Below are 15,880 nucleotides of genomic sequence, written 5' to 3' on the forward strand. Positions count from 1 at the left end.
GTAAGGAGGTGATCCAACCGCAGGTTCCCCTACGGTTACCTTGTTACGACTTCACCCCAGTCATGAATCACAAAGTGGTAAGCGCCCTCCCGAAGGTTAAGCTACCTACTTCTTTTGCAACCCACTCCCATGGTGTGACGGGCGGTGTGTACAAGGCCCGGGAACGTATTCACCGTGGCATTCTGATCCACGATTACTAGCGATTCCGACTTCATGGAGTCGAGTTGCAGACTCCAATCCGGACTACGACGTACTTTATGAGGTCCGCTTGCTCTCGCGAGGTCGCTTCTCTTTGTATACGCCATTGTAGCACGTGTGTAGCCCTACTCGTAAGGGCCATGATGACTTGACGTCATCCCCACCTTCCTCCAGTTTATCACTGGCAGTCTCCTTTGAGTTCCCGACCGAATCGCTGGCAACAAAGGATAAGGGTTGCGCTCGTTGCGGGACTTAACCCAACATTTCACAACACGAGCTGACGACAGCCATGCAGCACCTGTCTCAGAGTTCCCGAAGGCACCAAAGCATCTCTGCTAAGTTCTCTGGATGTCAAGAGTAGGTAAGGTTCTTCGCGTTGCATCGAATTAAACCACATGCTCCACCGCTTGTGCGGGCCCCCGTCAATTCATTTGAGTTTTAACCTTGCGGCCGTACTCCCCAGGCGGTCGACTTAACGCGTTAGCTCCGGAAGCCACGCCTCAAGGGCACAACCTCCAAGTCGACATCGTTTACGGCGTGGACTACCAGGGTATCTAATCCTGTTTGCTCCCCACGCTTTCGCACCTGAGCGTCAGTCTTTGTCCAGGGGGCCGCCTTCGCCACCGGTATTCCTCCAGATCTCTACGCATTTCACCGCTACACCTGGAATTCTACCCCCCTCTACAAGACTCTAGCCTGCCAGTTTCGGATGCAGTTCCCAGGTTGAGCCCGGGGATTTCACATCCGACTTGACAGACCGCCTGCGTGCGCTTTACGCCCAGTAATTCCGATTAACGCTTGCACCCTCCGTATTACCGCGGCTGCTGGCACGGAGTTAGCCGGTGCTTCTTCTGCGAGTAACGTCAATCGCTGTGGTTATTAACCACAACGCCTTCCTCCTCGCTGAAAGTACTTTACAACCCGAAGGCCTTCTTCATACACGCGGCATGGCTGCATCAGGCTTGCGCCCATTGTGCAATATTCCCCACTGCTGCCTCCCGTAGGAGTCTGGACCGTGTCTCAGTTCCAGTGTGGCTGGTCATCCTCTCAGACCAGCTAGGGATCGTCGCCTAGGTGAGCCGTTACCCCACCTACTAGCTAATCCCATCTGGGCACATCCGATGGCAAGAGGCCCGAAGGTCCCCCTCTTTGGTCTTGCGACGTTATGCGGTATTAGCTACCGTTTCCAGTAGTTATCCCCCTCCATCGGGCAGTTTCCCAGACATTACTCACCCGTCCGCCACTCGTCACCCGAGAGCAAGCTCTCTGTGCTACCGTTCGACTTGCATGTGTTAGGCCTGCCGCCAGCGTTCAATCTGAGCCATGATCAAACTCTTCAATTTAAGTTTGATGCTCGTGAATTAAACTTCGTAATGAATTACGTATGTTCACTCAGAGACTTGGTATTCATTTTTCGTCTTGCGACGTTAAGAATCCGTATCTTCGAGTGCCCACACAGATTGTCTGATAAATTGTTAAAGAGCAGTGCCGCTTCGCTTTTTCTCAGCGGCGCGGGGTGTGCATAATACGCTATCCCGCTTCGAAGTCAAGCGTTTATTTTCGCTTCCTTCGCCGGAGTTCTCAGTGGAACCCCGCTGACCCGGCGGCTTGTAGCCCGTTGTTCCGTGTCAGTGGAGGCGCATTATAGGGAGTTATTTCAGGCTGACAAGTTAAAAATACAAAAAACTTATCAAGCGATTACTTTTCAATCAACACCGCCCTCACTGCCTATTATTTAAACAAAAACGAGCCCCGCAGGGCCCGTTTATTGCTGTTTTGTGACTTACTGCACTGCCACGATGCGATCGTCGTTCACTTCCAGGCGAATCGTTTTGCCCGGAATCAACTCACCAGACAGGATTTGCTGCGCCAGAGGGTTTTCAATCTGTTGTTGGATAGCGCGTTTCAATGGACGTGCGCCATACACCGGATCGTAACCATTCGCACTCAGCAGTTTAAGCGCCTCATCAGAGATATGGATTTCATAGCCACGCTCTTCCAGACGTTTGTACAGACGCTGCAGTTGGATCTGAGCAATAGAAGCAATGTGCTGCTCACCCAACGGATGGAATACAACAACTTCATCTATACGGTTGATGAATTCTGGACGGAAGTTATGGCTCACAACGCCCAGCACCATATCTTTCATATGGCCGTAATCCAGCTCACCAAAGCGTTCCTGAATCAGATCCGACCCCAGGTTCGAGGTCATGATGACAACCGTATTACGGAAGTCGACCGTTCTCCCCTGCCCATCAGTCAGACGGCCATCGTCAAGCACCTGCAACAGAATGTTGAACACATCCGGGTGCGCTTTCTCCACTTCATCCAGCAGGATGACAGAGTAAGGACGACGACGAACGGCTTCCGTCAGGTACCCACCCTCTTCATAGCCGACATATCCAGGAGGCGCCCCAACCAGACGAGACACAGAGTGTTTCTCCATAAACTCGGACATATCGATACGCACCATTGCGTCATCACTGTCGAACATAAAGTTTGCCAGCGCTTTGCACAGTTCAGTTTTACCGACACCGGTTGGGCCAAGGAATAAGAATGAACCAATCGGACGATTCGGATCGGACAAGCCCGCGCGGCTACGACGGATGGCATTAGAAACGGCTTCCACCGCTTCGTTCTGGCCAATCACGCGGCTGTGCAGCTCCTGCTCCATACGCAACAGTTTTTCTCGTTCACCTTCCAGCATGCGGGCAACCGGGATCCCGGTCCAGCGCGCCAGCACTTCTGCAATTTCTGCATCCGTGACTTTATTACGCAGCAGACGCATAGTTTTGCCTTCGGACTGGGTAGCTGCTTCCAGCTGTTTTTCCAGTTCAGGAATTTTGCCGTACTGCAGTTCAGACATTCGCGCCAAATCGCCGACGCGACGCGCCTGTTCGATGGCGATTTTAGCCTGCTCCAGCTCAGCCTTGATAGTTTGTGTTCCCGAGAGGGAGGCTTTTTCAGCTTTCCACTCTTCTTCTAACTCAGAATACTGACGCTCTTTGTCGTCCAGCTCTTCATTGAGCATGTCGAGCCGTTTTTTACTCGCTTCATCAGACTCTTTCATTAATGCCTGCTGTTCCAGTTTAAGCTGGATAATACGGCGGTCGAGTCTGTCGAGTTCCTCCGGCTTGGAGTCAATCTGCATACGAATGCTGGATGCCGCTTCATCAATAAGGTCGATAGCTTTATCCGGTAACTGACGATCGGCAATATAGCGGTGAGACAGTGTTGCTGCCGCAACAATCGCCGGGTCAGTAATCTGCACATGGTGATGCAGTTCATAACGCTCTTTCAGGCCACGCAGAATTGCAATGGTATCTTCAACGCTTGGTTCAGCCACAAACACTTTCTGGAAACGACGTTCCAGCGCCGCATCTTTTTCGATGTACTGGCGATATTCATCAAGCGTTGTTGCGCCTACGCAGTGCAGTTCCCCACGCGCCAGCGCCGGTTTCAGCATGTTCCCGGCGTCCATAGCGCCATCGGCTTTACCTGCACCGACCATGGTATGCAGCTCATCAATAAACAGAATGACATTGCCTTCCTGTTTCGAGAGATCGTTCAGCACACCTTTTAAGCGTTCTTCAAACTCACCACGATATTTGGCACCAGCCACCAGCGCGCCCATATCCAGAGCCAGCACACGGCGACCTTTTAAGCCTTCCGGAACTTCACCATTGATAATGCGCTGGGCCAGACCTTCAACAATGGCAGTTTTACCGACGCCCGGTTCACCGATTAATACCGGGTTATTTTTAGTACGACGCTGCAGCACCTGAATGGTGCGGCGAATTTCTTCATCACGCCCGATGACCGGATCGAGTTTGCCCTGCTCGGCACGTTCGGTCAGGTCGACGGTATATTTTTTCAAGGCCTGACGTTGGTCTTCAGCCCCCTGGTCATTCACACTTTCACCTCCACGCATTTGTTCAATTGCCTGAGTGATATTGGCGGTCGAAGCGCCTGCTGATTTTAATAAGTCGGTCAGCGTACCGCGTGACTCAAGCGCCGCCAGAACGAACAGTTCTGACGAAATAAAGTTGTCCCCACGTTTTTGCGCCAGCTTGTCGCAAAGATTCAGCACACGCACCAGATCCTGAGAAGGCTGCACATCACCGCCGGTACCTTCTACCTGCGGCAAACGGCTCAACGCCTGGTCAATGGCTGTACGTAACTGGCCAGCATTAATGCCAGCAGACGTTAATAAAGGACGTACCGATCCCCCTTCCTGATTCAGCAAGGCGCTCATTAGATGAAGTGGTTCGATGAATTGATTGTCGTGCCCCAATGCGAGTGACTGGGCATCGGCAAGAGCAAGCTGGAATTTATTAGTAAGACGATCCAGACGCATAACTCCTCCCATAACAGGTCAAAATTGCTACTGGAGATTAAATGAGGTCATCCCTCAATTATTCAAGGTGAATGACCTGAATTATGTGAAAAGAAAATTACACGTACCGGATCGTCTTGATTCTTTAGGTTATATCAGCCAAATAAAACTTGCCATACGACCCGTGGTATTGTCGCGACGATAAGAGAAGAACGTCTCACTTTCGCTGAAGGTGCAGCGGTCGCCGCCATAGATGTTCTCGACTCCGACATTTGCCAACCGTTGGCGTGCAAGCTGGTAAATATTTGCCAGATATTTGTCGCCCCGCGGTACAAATGCGAGGTCCGCTTGCGGATCTTTCTCTATGAACGCTGCACGGACTTCTGATCCCACTTCAAACGCGTTCGGGCCAATCGCCGGGCCTAGCCAGGCAATAATGTTTTCAGGTTTGTCGGCAAAACACGCCACCGTCTCTTCCAGCACGCCGGCGCATAATCCGCGCCAACCCGCATGCGCCGCCGCGACTTCCGTTCCAGCACGATTGCAAAACAGTACCGGCAAACAATCAGCCGTCATCACCGCGCACACGGTGCCCGGCGTGTTGCTGTATGAAGCATCTGCACGTTTGGAGGCGTAAGGCTCGCCGGTCAGTTTTAGCACATCCTTACCGTGGACCTGCTCCAGCCAGACTGGCTTTGACGGCAGATTGCCCGCAGCAAACAGTCGTTTGCGGTTCTCTTCAACCTGCTCAGGGTTATCGCCGCAATGGGCGCCCAGATTCAGCGAATCGTAAGGCGGCATACTGACTCCGCCAATACGGGTAGAACTACACGCCGCAACACCTTGCGGTAGCGGCCACTGCGGGACAATTAGCTTACTCATAGCCAGGCAATATCATCCTTATGTTCTTCGAAATCAGCGCGCATCACTTCAATCAACCGCACCATATCTTGTGGAATCGGCGCATGCCATTCCATCTCGATACCGGAAATCGGGTGATACAAACGCAGCATGGTCGCGTGCAGCGCCTGACGGTCAAATTTACGCAGCTCGGAGATAAATTCGTCAGAAGCACCTTTCGGTGGACGCGGACGTCCGCCGTAGACCTGATCGCCCACCAGCGGATGGGTGATATGAGCCATGTGCACGCGGATCTGGTGCGTACGTCCGGTTTCCAGACGCAACCGCAGACGCGTGTGCACACGGAAGTGTTCCATAATGCGATAGTGCGTCACCGCCGGTTTACCCATTGGGTGTACCGCCATATGCGTACGCTTGGTCGGGTGACGACTAATCGGTTCCTCAACGGTTCCACCAGCTGTCATGTGACCAATCGCCACGGCCTCGTACTCACGGGTAATTTCACGCAGTTGCAGCGACTCCACCAGACGCGTTTGCGCCGGAACGGTTTTTGCTACTACCATTAATCCGGTCGTGTCTTTATCCAGACGATGCACGATACCGGCACGAGGAACATCCGCGATTGGCGGGTAGTAATGCAATAATGCATTCAATACCGTGCCATCAGGGTTTCCGGCGCCCGGATGCACCACGAGGTCACGAGGTTTGTTGATGACAAGAATATCGTCATCTTCATAAACGATATCCAGCGGGATATCCTGAGGCTCAAAACGAACCTCTTCATCAATTTCTGCATTGATGGAGACACGCTCTCCACCCAACACTTTTTCTTTCGGTTTATCGCAAAGATTGCCATTTACCAGCACGCGCTGGTCGAGGATCCATTCTTTTATGCGCGATCGCGAATAATCAGGGAACAATTCGGCCAAAGCCTGATCTAAGCGTTGACCGAGCTGATTTTCGGAGACTGTTGCGGTGAGTTCTACTCGTTGTGCCATAAACTGCTTCTTCGTTTAACGTTGGGTTTTACGGCTTTGCCGTTTAATATAGTGTGCTATTGTAGCTGGTCTTAACCGGGAGCAGGAACAGAGAATCTCCCGTATTACATTTTGAGGAAAGTCAAAACGTCATGACGCGCATGAAATATCTGGTGGCAGCAGCCACGTTGAGCCTGTTTTTGGCGGGTTGCTCTGGTTCAAAGGAAGAGGTGCCCGATAATCCGCCAAATGAAATCTACGCGACTGCTCAGCAAAAGCTGCAGGACGGTAACTGGAAACAGGCAATAACGCAATTGGAAGCGTTGGATAACCGTTATCCATTTGGACCGTATTCTCAGCAGGTGCAATTAGATCTCATCTACGCCTACTACAAAAACGCCGATCTGCCACTTGCTCAGGCTGCCATCGATCGTTTTATCCGTCTTAATCCGACACACCCTAACATTGATTATGTCATGTATATGCGTGGCCTGACCAATATGGCGTTGGATGATAGCGCTCTGCAAGGATTCTTCGGTGTTGATCGCAGCGATCGCGATCCACAACATGCCCGAGCTGCGTTTAATGACTTCTCCAAACTGGTACGTGGCTATCCGAACAGCCAGTACACTACTGACGCCACTAAACGTCTGGTGTTCCTGAAAGACCGTCTGGCGAAGTATGAATACTCTGTTGCGGAATACTACACCGCCCGCGGGGCATGGGTCGCCGTGGTAAACCGCGTGGAAGGCATGCTGCGCGACTTCCCGGATACCGAGGCAACACGTAATGCTCTGCCGTTGATGGAAAAAGCTTATCGCCAAATGCAGATGAATGCGCAGGCAGAAAAAGTAGCGAAAATCATCGCCGCCAACAGTAGCAATACCTGATTTACCTCAGAATGCAAAACGGCAGCCCAAGGGCTGCCGTTTTTTTATCCGTTGACGCCATAACTGAAGCGGTTTAGCTCCGACGCATCTCATCAAATATGGCCTGCTTTCAGGTATTCCTCAAGTAAAAAATCGCCTGTTCCTGCTGTGCCTCACAAAAAGGTTTTCTTGACAAAAGGCGACAAAAAAATGTGATTTAAATCACACATTTTGACATTAGGAACGGTATGCTGGAATCACCAAGACGGGAAAGACAAGAGGTAAAATTTATGACAATGAACATTACCAGTAAACAAATGGAAATTACTCCGGCAATTCGCCAGCATGTCGCAGACCGTCTCGCCAAACTTGAAAAATGGCAAACTCATCTGATTAATCCACATATCATTCTGTCTAAGGAGCCACAAGGTTTCATTGCTGATGCCACCATCAATACACCGAACGGACATCTGGTCGCCAGCGCAAAACACGAGGATATGTACACCGCAATTAACGATTTGATCAACAAGCTGGAACGGCAGCTCAATAAAGTGCAGCACAAAGGCGAAGCCCGTCGTGCAACAACTTCAGTCAAAGACGCCAACTTCGTCGAAGCAGAAGAAGAGTAGTCCCTTACATTGAGTGTATCGCCAACGCGCCTTCGGGCGCGTTTTTTGTTGACAGGGTGAAAACAGTACGGGTACTTTACTGATGTAGCCAAAGGAAAATTACATGAAACTTGTCCCGTTCTTCTTCGCATTCTTTTTTACCTTCCCCTGAATGGGAGGCGTTTCGTCGTGTGATAAAGAATGCGAAGACGAACAATAAGGCCTCCCACAACGGGGGGCCTTTTTTATTGATAACAAGAAAGGCAACACTATGACATCGGAAAACCCATTACTGGCGCTGCGCGATAAGATCAGCACGCTGGATGAAAAATTACTGGCCCTGCTGGCTGAGCGACGTGGGCTGGCCGTAGAAGTTGGCAAAGCTAAACTGCTTTCTCATCGTCCAGTACGTGATATTGACCGTGAACGCGACCTGTTAGATCGACTGATTCAGCTTGGCAAAGCACACCATCTTGATGCTCACTACATTACTCGCCTGTTCCAGCTCATCATCGAAGACTCCGTCCTGACTCAACAGGCACTGCTGCAGCAGCACCTGAACAAAATCAACCCGCACTCCGCGCGCGTTGCTTTCCTTGGACCGAAAGGATCATATTCCCATCTCGCCGCACGTCAGTACGCTGCCCGCCATTTTGAGCAATTTATTGAAAGCGGCTGCGCGAAATTTGCTGATATCTTTAATCAGGTTGAAACCGGACAAGCTGACTACGCGGTGGTACCGATTGAAAACACCAGCTCCGGTGGGATTAACGACGTTTATGACCTGCTACAGCACACCAGCCTGTCTATCGTTGGCGAGATGACCATCACGATTGACCACTGTGTCCTGGTGTCCGGCACGACGGATCTCGACACTATTGAGACAGTATACAGCCATCCGCAGCCTTTCCAGCAATGCAGCAAGTTCCTGAATCGCTACCCGCACTGGAAGATTGAATACACCGAAAGCACCTCTGCAGCGATGGAAAAAGTTGCGCAGGCTAACTCACCGCGAGTGGCGGCCCTGGGGAGCGAGGCCGGGGGCGTACTGTATGGTTTGCAGGTTCTTGAGCACATCGAAGCAAACCAGACGCAAAACATCACCCGCTTCGTGGTACTGGCGCGCAAAGCAATCAATGTTTCCGACCAGGTTCCGGCGAAAACAACGCTGCTGATGGCAACAGGACAGCAGGCCGGTGCGCTGGTTGAAGCGCTGCTGGTACTGCGTAACCATAATCTGATTATGACCAAGCTGGAGTCACGCCCAATTCACGGCAACCCTTGGGAAGAGATGTTTTATCTTGATATCCAGGCCAACCTGGAATCCCCGCAGATGCAAAAGGCGTTAAAAGAGTTGGGTGAGATTACGCGTTCAATGAAAATACTTGGCTGCTATCCAAGCGAAAATGTGGTGCCGGTCGACCCGAGCTAACGTGACAATGCCGGATGGCGCTACGCTTATCCGGCCTACAATTTATACGATTTTTGTAGGCCGGATAAGGCGAAGCCGCCGTCCGGCATCTTACTTAAGGACGGCTATCATTCGCCTGGCGCAACAAAGTACGGCTTTCACTCTGGAAGCGTTTCGCATAATCGCCAAACCAATGTTCCACCTTACGGAAGCTGTCGATAAACGCTTGCTTATCTCCCTGCTCCAGTAAACCGATCGCCTCGCCAAAACGTTGGTAGTAGCGTTTGATCAGCGCAAGGTTGCTCTCAGACGACATAATGATATCGGCATAGAGTTGAGGATCCTGGGCAAACAGACGTCCGACCATCGCCAGCTCAAGGCGGTAAATCGGCGAAGAGAGCGCCAGCAACTGCTCGAGTTGAACATTCTCTTCCGCTAAATGCAGACCATAAGCAAAGGTCGCAAAGTGACGTAATGCCTGAATAAACGCCATGTTCTGATCGTGTTCAACGGCGCTAATCCGATGCAACCGCGCCCCCCACACCTGAATCTGCTCCAGAAACCACTGATACGCTTCCGGCTGACGTCCGTCACACCAGACGACGACCTGCTTTGCCAGGCTGCCACTGTCCGGACCAAACATGGGGTGTAATCCCACCACTGGGCCGTCGTGCGCCGCCAGCATCGCCTGCAAAGGACCATTTTTCACCGAAGCCAGATCCACCAGGATACAGTCGGACGGTAGACGCGGTAATTTGGCGATCACCTGCTCGGTGACGTGGATCGGCACGCTAACGATCACCATGCCGGCATCAGAGACGATCTCCGGCGCACGATCCCAGTCCTGCTGCTCCAGGATCCGTACTTGATAACCTGACAGGGTGAGCATTTTTTCAAACAGACGCCCCATCTGACCACCACCACCGACGATGACCACTGGTCGCAGAGAAGGACAAAGCGTTTTAAACCCTTTGTCGTTCTCACTGGAGTAGGACTCACGCATAACGCGACGCAGCACATCTTCAATCAGATCCGGCGGCACGCCAAGGGCTTCTGCTTCCGCCCGGCGGGAGGCCAGCATAGAGGCTTCCCGTTCCGGCACGTAGATTGGCAGCCCAAAGCGGCTTTTTACTTCACCGACCTCGGCAACCAGCTCCAGGCGGCGTGCCAGTAAATCCAGCAGCGCCTTGTCGACTTCATCAATTTGATCGCGTAATGCGGTCAATTCAGCAACCATAACCAACCTCTTATGCTACACGCGCCGACAGCTGGCCGTTCAAATCCTGGCTAATTTCACGCAGTAGCGCATCCGTCATTTCCCAGCTAATGCAGGCATCGGTTACGGACACGCCGTATTTCATTGCGCTGCGTGGCTGTTCAGAAGACTGGTTGCCTTCGTGAATATTACTTTCAATCATCAAACCAATGATCGAGCGATTGCCATCTTTAATTTGGGCAATCACAGATTCAGCCACGGCAGGCTGGCGGCGGTAATCTTTATTGGAGTTACCATGACTGCAATCTACCATCAGAGAGGGGCGTAGTCCCGCCTGTTCCATCTCTTTTTCGCACTGGGCGACATCTGCCGGGCTGTAGTTCGGCGCTTTACCACCGCGCAGGATCACATGACCGTCCGGATTCCCTTGAGTTTGCAACAGCGCAACCTGCCCGGCCTGATTAATACCAACAAAGCGGTGCGACTGTGCCGCCGCTCGCATGGCGTTAATGGCGGTCGCCAGGCTACCGTCAGTACCGTTCTTAAAGCCGACCGGCATCGAAAGACCGGAAGCCATCTCACGGTGAGTCTGTGATTCCGTGGTACGGGCTCCGATTGCGGACCAGCTAAACAGATCGCCCAGGTACTGCGGGCTATTGGGATCCAGAGCTTCAGTAGCCAGCGGTAGCCCCATATTCACCAGTTCAAGCAGCAGCTGACGCGCAATTTTCAGGCCTGCTTCCACATCAAAAGAGCCATCCATATGAGGATCGTTGATTAACCCTTTCCAGCCGACGGTGGTACGGGGTTTTTCAAAATAGACGCGCATCACCAGGTAGAGGCTATCGCTGACCTCTGCGGCAAGTGCTTTAAATCGACGAGCGTACTCAATAGCCATTTCAGGATCGTGAATGGAGCACGGGCCACACACCACCAGCAGGCGCGGATCGCGACCGGAGATAATGTCCGAAATGGTTTTACGCGACTGGGAGATTTGCGCTTCTTGCGCCTGGCTCAGCGGGAATTCAGCTTTCAGCTGCTCCGGAGTCATCAGAACCTGTTCGTCGGTAATATGTACGTTGTTCAGCGCGTCTTTTTGCATGATGGTGATCCTGTTTAGCTCGTTTGCGATAGTTGTTCCTCAGCGAGGAGGTAATAACGATAACATAACAGGTAAAGATTTCAATCCACATTCCGTAAATTTTAATTTACAACATGCAATTTAATGGCAGAAAAAGCCCCTAAAATTGTACATTTAAATTTACACGTTATGATTTTTAGATCCGCTATGCTTAAAAAAACAAGGGAGCACAGGCAATGAAGAAACTCATCAGCACCTTATTTCTAATACTTCTTAGCGGATGTCAGATAGACCCTTATACCCACGCCCCTACCTGGACGGGAACCGACTGGTACGATGCCGGGATACAAGATGCCATTGCAGGCTATGCCGTTAAAGATAACGAAACTCTTGCCGACAACTACAATGACCCCGAAGTCGATCGTACGAAATATCTTAAGGGTTATGCCGAGGGACAACGTAAAACCTGCCAACAGGATTTTGTTTACGCCAGGGGTTTGACCGGGAAAACCTTCCCCTCAAGTTGTGATACGGTCGAAAATGTTGACCAGTTACACAGTGCCTGGCAAAAAGGCGCAACCGAGGGTGCCGCATCAATAAGATTAAATTAAACAATAGCTTATATTCTATTAATCACTAAGATTTAACTTAAAAGACATGTAGCATTATCCCTCGCATAATGACGACTTAGGAAAATAATGTTATTTTGTCCCAAACAATCTTGAATGTATTTCGACGTTTTACAGCAAACGCTAGTAGGTAACTATTCATGAGCTATTCTTACCGACTCATACTTCTACTGGCACTGCTCCTGACCGGACTACCGCTGTACGCCCAAAGCGTTACGGAAGAAGCAAAATCTGTACGCGCGATGGTTTCCGGCATCGTCAGTTATACACGCTGGCCCGCACTGTCCGGGCCACCCAGACTGTGTATTTTCTCTTCATCGCGTTTTTCCAGTGTTCTGGAAGATACCAGTGCTGGCGCATTACCCTATCTTCCCGTCATCATTCGTACGGAACAAGAAATAATAGTTTCGCAGTGTGACGGTTTTTATTTTGGAAAAGAATCCCCTACTTATCAGGTGGAATTAAAGAATAAATACCCGTCTAAGGCATTACTATTAATTGCTGAACAGAACCCCGAATGCGTTATTGGCAGCGCTTTTTGCCTCATAATTAAAGATGAAGATGTGAGATTTTCCGTAAATATGGATTCCCTTTCACGCAGCGGCGTAAGGGTCAGTCCAGACGTATTGATGCTTGCACGGAATAATAAGCATGGATAAGGGCCATTCTCCTATAACACGCCCGACGTTTAAGCGGACATTACGGCGTATCAGCATAATCAGTGTCCTGGTTACCATGATGCTGATCTGGCTGCTGCTCAGCATTTCTTCCGTGCTGGCATTAAGACAGTATGCGCAAAAGAATCTGGATCTGACCGCTGCAACCATGACCCGCACGCTTGAAGCAGCACTCGTCTTTTCTGATAGCGTCGCAGCAACAGAAACGCTGGCAGCACTAGGCCAACAGGGGCAATTTTCCGTCGCAGAAGTGCGTAATAAAAACCAGAAAGTGATCGCCACCTGGCGCTATAACGCCCAGGATACGACCGAAAAAATCAGCGGTATGATCAGCCACTGGCTGTTCCCACAACCGGTCTCTCAGCCGATTTTGCATAATGGCAACGTCATCGGCGAAGTACGATTGACTGCGCGCGATAGCGTTATCAGTCATTTCATTTATTTGTCGCTGGCCGTTCTTACCGGGTGCATTCTGTTGGCATCTGGCATTGCATTAATGCTCACTCGCTATTTACACAATGGCGTCGTTGAAGCCCTGCAAAATATCACCGAGGTGGTACATGATGTTCGTACCAACCGTAACTTTTCACGACGCGTTTCAGAAGAGCGCATTGAAGAGTTTCATCTTTTTGCCCAGGACTTTAATAGCCTGCTGGACGAGATGGAGGAGTGGCAACTTCGGCTGCAGGCGAAGAATGCCCAGCTTTTGCGTACCGCGCTACACGATCCTTTGACGGGCCTGGCGAATCGCGCCGCATTTCGCAGCAGTATTAACGCGCTGATGAATGACGATGCCGCCCACAGCAGTTCCGCATTATTATTCCTTGATGGTGATAATTTTAAATTTATTAACGATACCTGGGGCCATGCAGCGGGGGATCGGGTCCTGATTGAAGTCGCCAAAAGGCTGTCCGAGTTTGGTGGGAGTCGACATTATCCATACAGGCTTGGCGGTGACGAGTTCGCTATGGTGCTGTACAGCGTTCACTCTGAATACGAAGTTCAGCGGATCTGCGCGGCACTGGCACAAGAGTTTAACCGACCTTTTGACCTGCATAATGGTCATCTGGCAAGCATGACACTCAGCATTGGTTTTGCGCTGACGTGGGAACATGCCTCTGCTGAAAAATTACAAGAACTTGCCGATCAAAATATGTATCAGGCCAAAAATTTGCGTTCTGAACGCATTCTTAAAAAATAAGGAATTACACACATGTTTAAACGTCTATTATCTCCATTTCTTCTGCTTTTACTGATTCTGGCAGGCTGTCAGGCCCCTCAGGGAAAATTTACCCCTGAGCAAATTGCAGCCATGAAATCGTACGGATTTACCGAAGCTTCCGGAGACTGGTCTCTCGGCCTGTCTGATAACATCCTGTTTGACAAAAACGACTATAAGCTCCGTCCTGAAAGCGAAAAGCAAATCAAGGAAATGGCATCCAAACTGGCAGCTACCGGGCTAAACCACGCTCGTCTGGACGGTCATACCGATAACTACGGCGAAGACAGCTACAACGAAGCTCTGTCGCTCAAACGCGCAAATGTGGTTGCCGATGCCTGGGCACAGGGTGCCAACATTCCCCGCAGCAACCTGACAACCCAGGGGCTCGGGAAGAAATACCCAATCGCCAGTAACCAGACCTCAAAAGGCCGTGCTGAAAACCGCCGCGTTGCCGTCGTGATCGCTACACCATAATCAGCCCTCAACTGGCTGCGCGCCGCGCAGTCACTCCATTACCATAAAGAACAAAAGAGTAAAGTCGGGATAAAAAAAGGGCCAGCCTTTCGGCCAGCCCTTTTCTAACAGGATGTCGCTTGCGCGAATCTTAGTTAAGACGCTCTTTGATACGAGCAGACTTACCAGTGCGCTCACGCAGGTAGTACAGTTTAGCTTTACGAACAGCACCACGACGTTTAACAGCAATGCTGTCAACTACCGGAGAGTGAGTCTGGAAGACACGCTCAACGCCTTCGCCGTTGGAAATTTTACGAACAGTGAATGCAGAGTGCAGACCGCGGTTACGAATAGCGATAACCACGCCCTCGAATGCCTGCAGACGTTTTTTGGAACCTTCAACAACCCATACTTTCACTTCCACGGTATCACCCGGACGGAAGGAAGGTACGTCCTGCTTCATCTGTTCTTGTTCAAGTTGCTTAATAATGTTGCTCATAATTTAATCTCTTATCCTGGGTAAACTGATATTGGGGGCTTACGCCTGCCCATCATGTTTATGTTGCTGTTGCGCGTGTTCCGTTTTGAACTCCGCCAGCAACCTTGCTTGCTCTTCAGTCAGAGCCAGGTTTTCCAGAAGTTCAGGTCTTCTAAGCCAGGTCCGGCCCAGCGACTGCTTCAAACGCCAGCGACGTATCTCAGCGTGGTTCCCCGACAGTAACACCGCCGGTACTTCCATCTGTTCTAACACTTCAGGTCGGGTATAGTGCGGGCAATCCAGCAACCCATCAGCAAACGAATCTTCGATTGCCGAAGCCTCATGACCCAGAACTCCCGGAATAAACCGGGAAACGGAGTCGATCAGCGTCATTGCCGGTAACTCACCACCGCTGAGTACGTAATCGCCGATTGACCATTCTTCGTCAATCTCGGTTTGTATCACGCGCTCATCTATTCCTTCATAGCGACCACACACCAGAATCAGCTTTTGATTCGTGGCCAGTTCGCTGACGCCCGCTTGATCAAGCTTGCGTCCCTGAGGTGACAGATAAATCACCTTTGCGCCTTCACCAGCCGCAGCTTTTGCTGCATGAATGGCGTCCCGTAAAGGTTGCACCATCATTAACATCCCCGGTCCGCCGCCGTAAGGACGGTCGTCCACGGTACGGTGCCGGTCATGAGTAAAGTCACGAGGACTCCAGCTCTGGATGTTCAGCAGGCCATTTTTTACTGCCCGGCCAGTTACCCCGTAATCGGTAATTGCGCGGAACATTTCTGGAAACAGGCTAACGATACCTATAAACACAAGCCAATCCCCATAACGCCGACTTTTACCGTTTAT

General features: G+C 51.0%; 15 protein-coding genes, 1 rRNA gene and 1 other annotated feature. Of the genes, 8 read left to right on the forward strand and 8 right to left on the reverse strand.

What is annotated here, in order from left to right:
* Position 1 precedes the first annotated feature (1 nt).
* The 4 genes from E1B03_RS19950 to rluD form a co-directional block, all read right to left on the reverse strand.
* Positions 2-1,541 (reverse strand): 16S ribosomal RNA (locus E1B03_RS19950).
* A 440-nt stretch (positions 1,542-1,981) separates the two neighbouring features.
* Positions 1,982-4,555 (reverse strand): ATP-dependent chaperone ClpB, encoded by a 2,574-nt coding sequence (gene clpB / locus E1B03_RS19955; RefSeq protein ID WP_043017231.1) that lies wholly within the window; start codon positions 4,553-4,555, stop codon positions 1,982-1,984.
* Positions 4,556-4,684: 129 nt separating this feature from the next.
* Complete coding sequence (gene yfiH / locus E1B03_RS19960; protein WP_103769321.1) at positions 4,685-5,416, reverse strand: purine nucleoside phosphorylase YfiH; 732 nt, start codon at positions 5,414-5,416, stop codon at positions 4,685-4,687.
* Positions 5,413-6,393 (reverse strand): 23S rRNA pseudouridine(1911/1915/1917) synthase RluD, encoded by a 981-nt coding sequence (rluD, locus tag E1B03_RS19965; protein ID WP_103769320.1) that lies wholly within the window; start codon positions 6,391-6,393, stop codon positions 5,413-5,415. The genes yfiH and rluD overlap by 4 nt, the downstream gene beginning before the upstream one ends.
* 131 nt (positions 6,394-6,524) lie before the next feature.
* On the opposite strand from rluD, the gene bamD reads away from it, so the two are divergent.
* The 4 genes from bamD to pheA all read left to right on the forward strand — a co-directional run bounded on the left by bamD (position 6,525) and on the right by pheA (position 9,281).
* Positions 6,525-7,262: an outer membrane protein assembly factor BamD gene (gene bamD, locus E1B03_RS19970; protein ID WP_103769319.1), complete on the forward strand. Its 738-nt coding sequence runs from the start codon at positions 6,525-6,527 to the stop codon at positions 7,260-7,262.
* 269 nt (positions 7,263-7,531) lie between these two features.
* The gene (raiA, locus tag E1B03_RS19975) at positions 7,532-7,870 is read left to right on the forward strand and encodes a ribosome-associated translation inhibitor RaiA (RefSeq protein WP_003031244.1); all 339 of its coding nucleotides are present in this window, start codon (positions 7,532-7,534) and stop codon (positions 7,868-7,870) included.
* Between the two features lie 102 nt (positions 7,871-7,972).
* Positions 7,973-8,098 (forward strand) — a sequence feature (Phe leader region).
* The gene (gene pheL, locus E1B03_RS19980; protein ID WP_100250063.1) at positions 7,974-8,021 is read left to right on the forward strand and encodes a pheA operon leader peptide PheL; all 48 of its coding nucleotides are present in this window, start codon (positions 7,974-7,976) and stop codon (positions 8,019-8,021) included. Its footprint overlaps the feature before it by 48 nt.
* A 22-nt stretch (positions 8,099-8,120) precedes the next feature.
* Positions 8,121-9,281, forward strand: coding sequence for a bifunctional chorismate mutase/prephenate dehydratase (gene pheA, locus E1B03_RS19985; protein WP_103769318.1), 1,161 nt, complete (start codon positions 8,121-8,123; stop codon positions 9,279-9,281).
* Between the two features lie 94 nt (positions 9,282-9,375).
* Here pheA and tyrA read toward each other — a convergent pair whose 3' ends face one another.
* Together tyrA and aroF are read right to left on the reverse strand one after the other, a co-directional pair.
* Positions 9,376-10,497 carry a bifunctional chorismate mutase/prephenate dehydrogenase gene (gene tyrA, locus E1B03_RS19990; protein ID WP_003826456.1) on the reverse strand — a complete coding sequence of 374 codons (1,122 nt, stop codon included), beginning with the start codon at positions 10,495-10,497 and terminating at the stop codon, positions 9,376-9,378.
* A 10-nt stretch (positions 10,498-10,507) separates the two neighbouring features.
* A complete protein-coding gene (gene aroF, locus E1B03_RS19995) occupies positions 10,508-11,578 on the reverse strand; it encodes a 3-deoxy-7-phosphoheptulonate synthase AroF (RefSeq protein ID WP_103769317.1) in 1,071 nt (356 codons plus the stop codon).
* Positions 11,579-11,793: 215 nt separating this feature from the next.
* On the opposite strand from aroF, the gene E1B03_RS20000 reads away from it, so the two are divergent.
* The 4 genes from E1B03_RS20000 to E1B03_RS20015 all read left to right on the forward strand — a co-directional run bounded on the left by E1B03_RS20000 (position 11,794) and on the right by E1B03_RS20015 (position 14,559).
* Positions 11,794-12,168 carry a DUF2799 domain-containing protein gene (locus E1B03_RS20000; RefSeq protein ID WP_103769316.1) on the forward strand — a complete coding sequence of 125 codons (375 nt, stop codon included), beginning with the start codon at positions 11,794-11,796 and terminating at the stop codon, positions 12,166-12,168.
* 158 nt (positions 12,169-12,326) lie between these two features.
* Positions 12,327-12,845 carry a regulatory sequestration protein YfiR gene (yfiR, locus tag E1B03_RS20005; protein WP_103769315.1) on the forward strand — a complete coding sequence of 173 codons (519 nt, stop codon included), beginning with the start codon at positions 12,327-12,329 and terminating at the stop codon, positions 12,843-12,845.
* Positions 12,838-14,064 carry a diguanylate cyclase DgcN/YfiN gene (dgcN, locus tag E1B03_RS20010; protein WP_103769314.1) on the forward strand — a complete coding sequence of 409 codons (1,227 nt, stop codon included), beginning with the start codon at positions 12,838-12,840 and terminating at the stop codon, positions 14,062-14,064. The genes yfiR and dgcN overlap by 8 nt, the downstream gene beginning before the upstream one ends.
* A 12-nt stretch (positions 14,065-14,076) precedes the next feature.
* Positions 14,077-14,559 (forward strand): OmpA family protein, encoded by a 483-nt coding sequence (locus E1B03_RS20015; protein ID WP_133086792.1) that lies wholly within the window; start codon positions 14,077-14,079, stop codon positions 14,557-14,559.
* Between the two features lie 130 nt (positions 14,560-14,689).
* On the opposite strand, the gene rplS is transcribed toward E1B03_RS20015, so the two are convergent.
* Positions 14,690-15,037 (reverse strand): 50S ribosomal protein L19, encoded by a 348-nt coding sequence (gene rplS, locus E1B03_RS20020; RefSeq protein WP_002914145.1) that lies wholly within the window; start codon positions 15,035-15,037, stop codon positions 14,690-14,692.
* A 39-nt stretch (positions 15,038-15,076) separates the two neighbouring features.
* On the reverse strand, positions 15,077-15,844 hold the full coding sequence (gene trmD, locus E1B03_RS20025) for a tRNA (guanosine(37)-N1)-methyltransferase TrmD (RefSeq protein ID WP_003826417.1): 768 nt from the start codon (positions 15,842-15,844) through the stop codon (positions 15,077-15,079).
* Positions 15,845-15,880: the final 36 nt, after the last annotated feature.

This window comes from Citrobacter arsenatis, from assembly GCF_004353845.1.
GTDB lineage: Bacteria > Pseudomonadota > Gammaproteobacteria > Enterobacterales > Enterobacteriaceae > Citrobacter > Citrobacter arsenatis.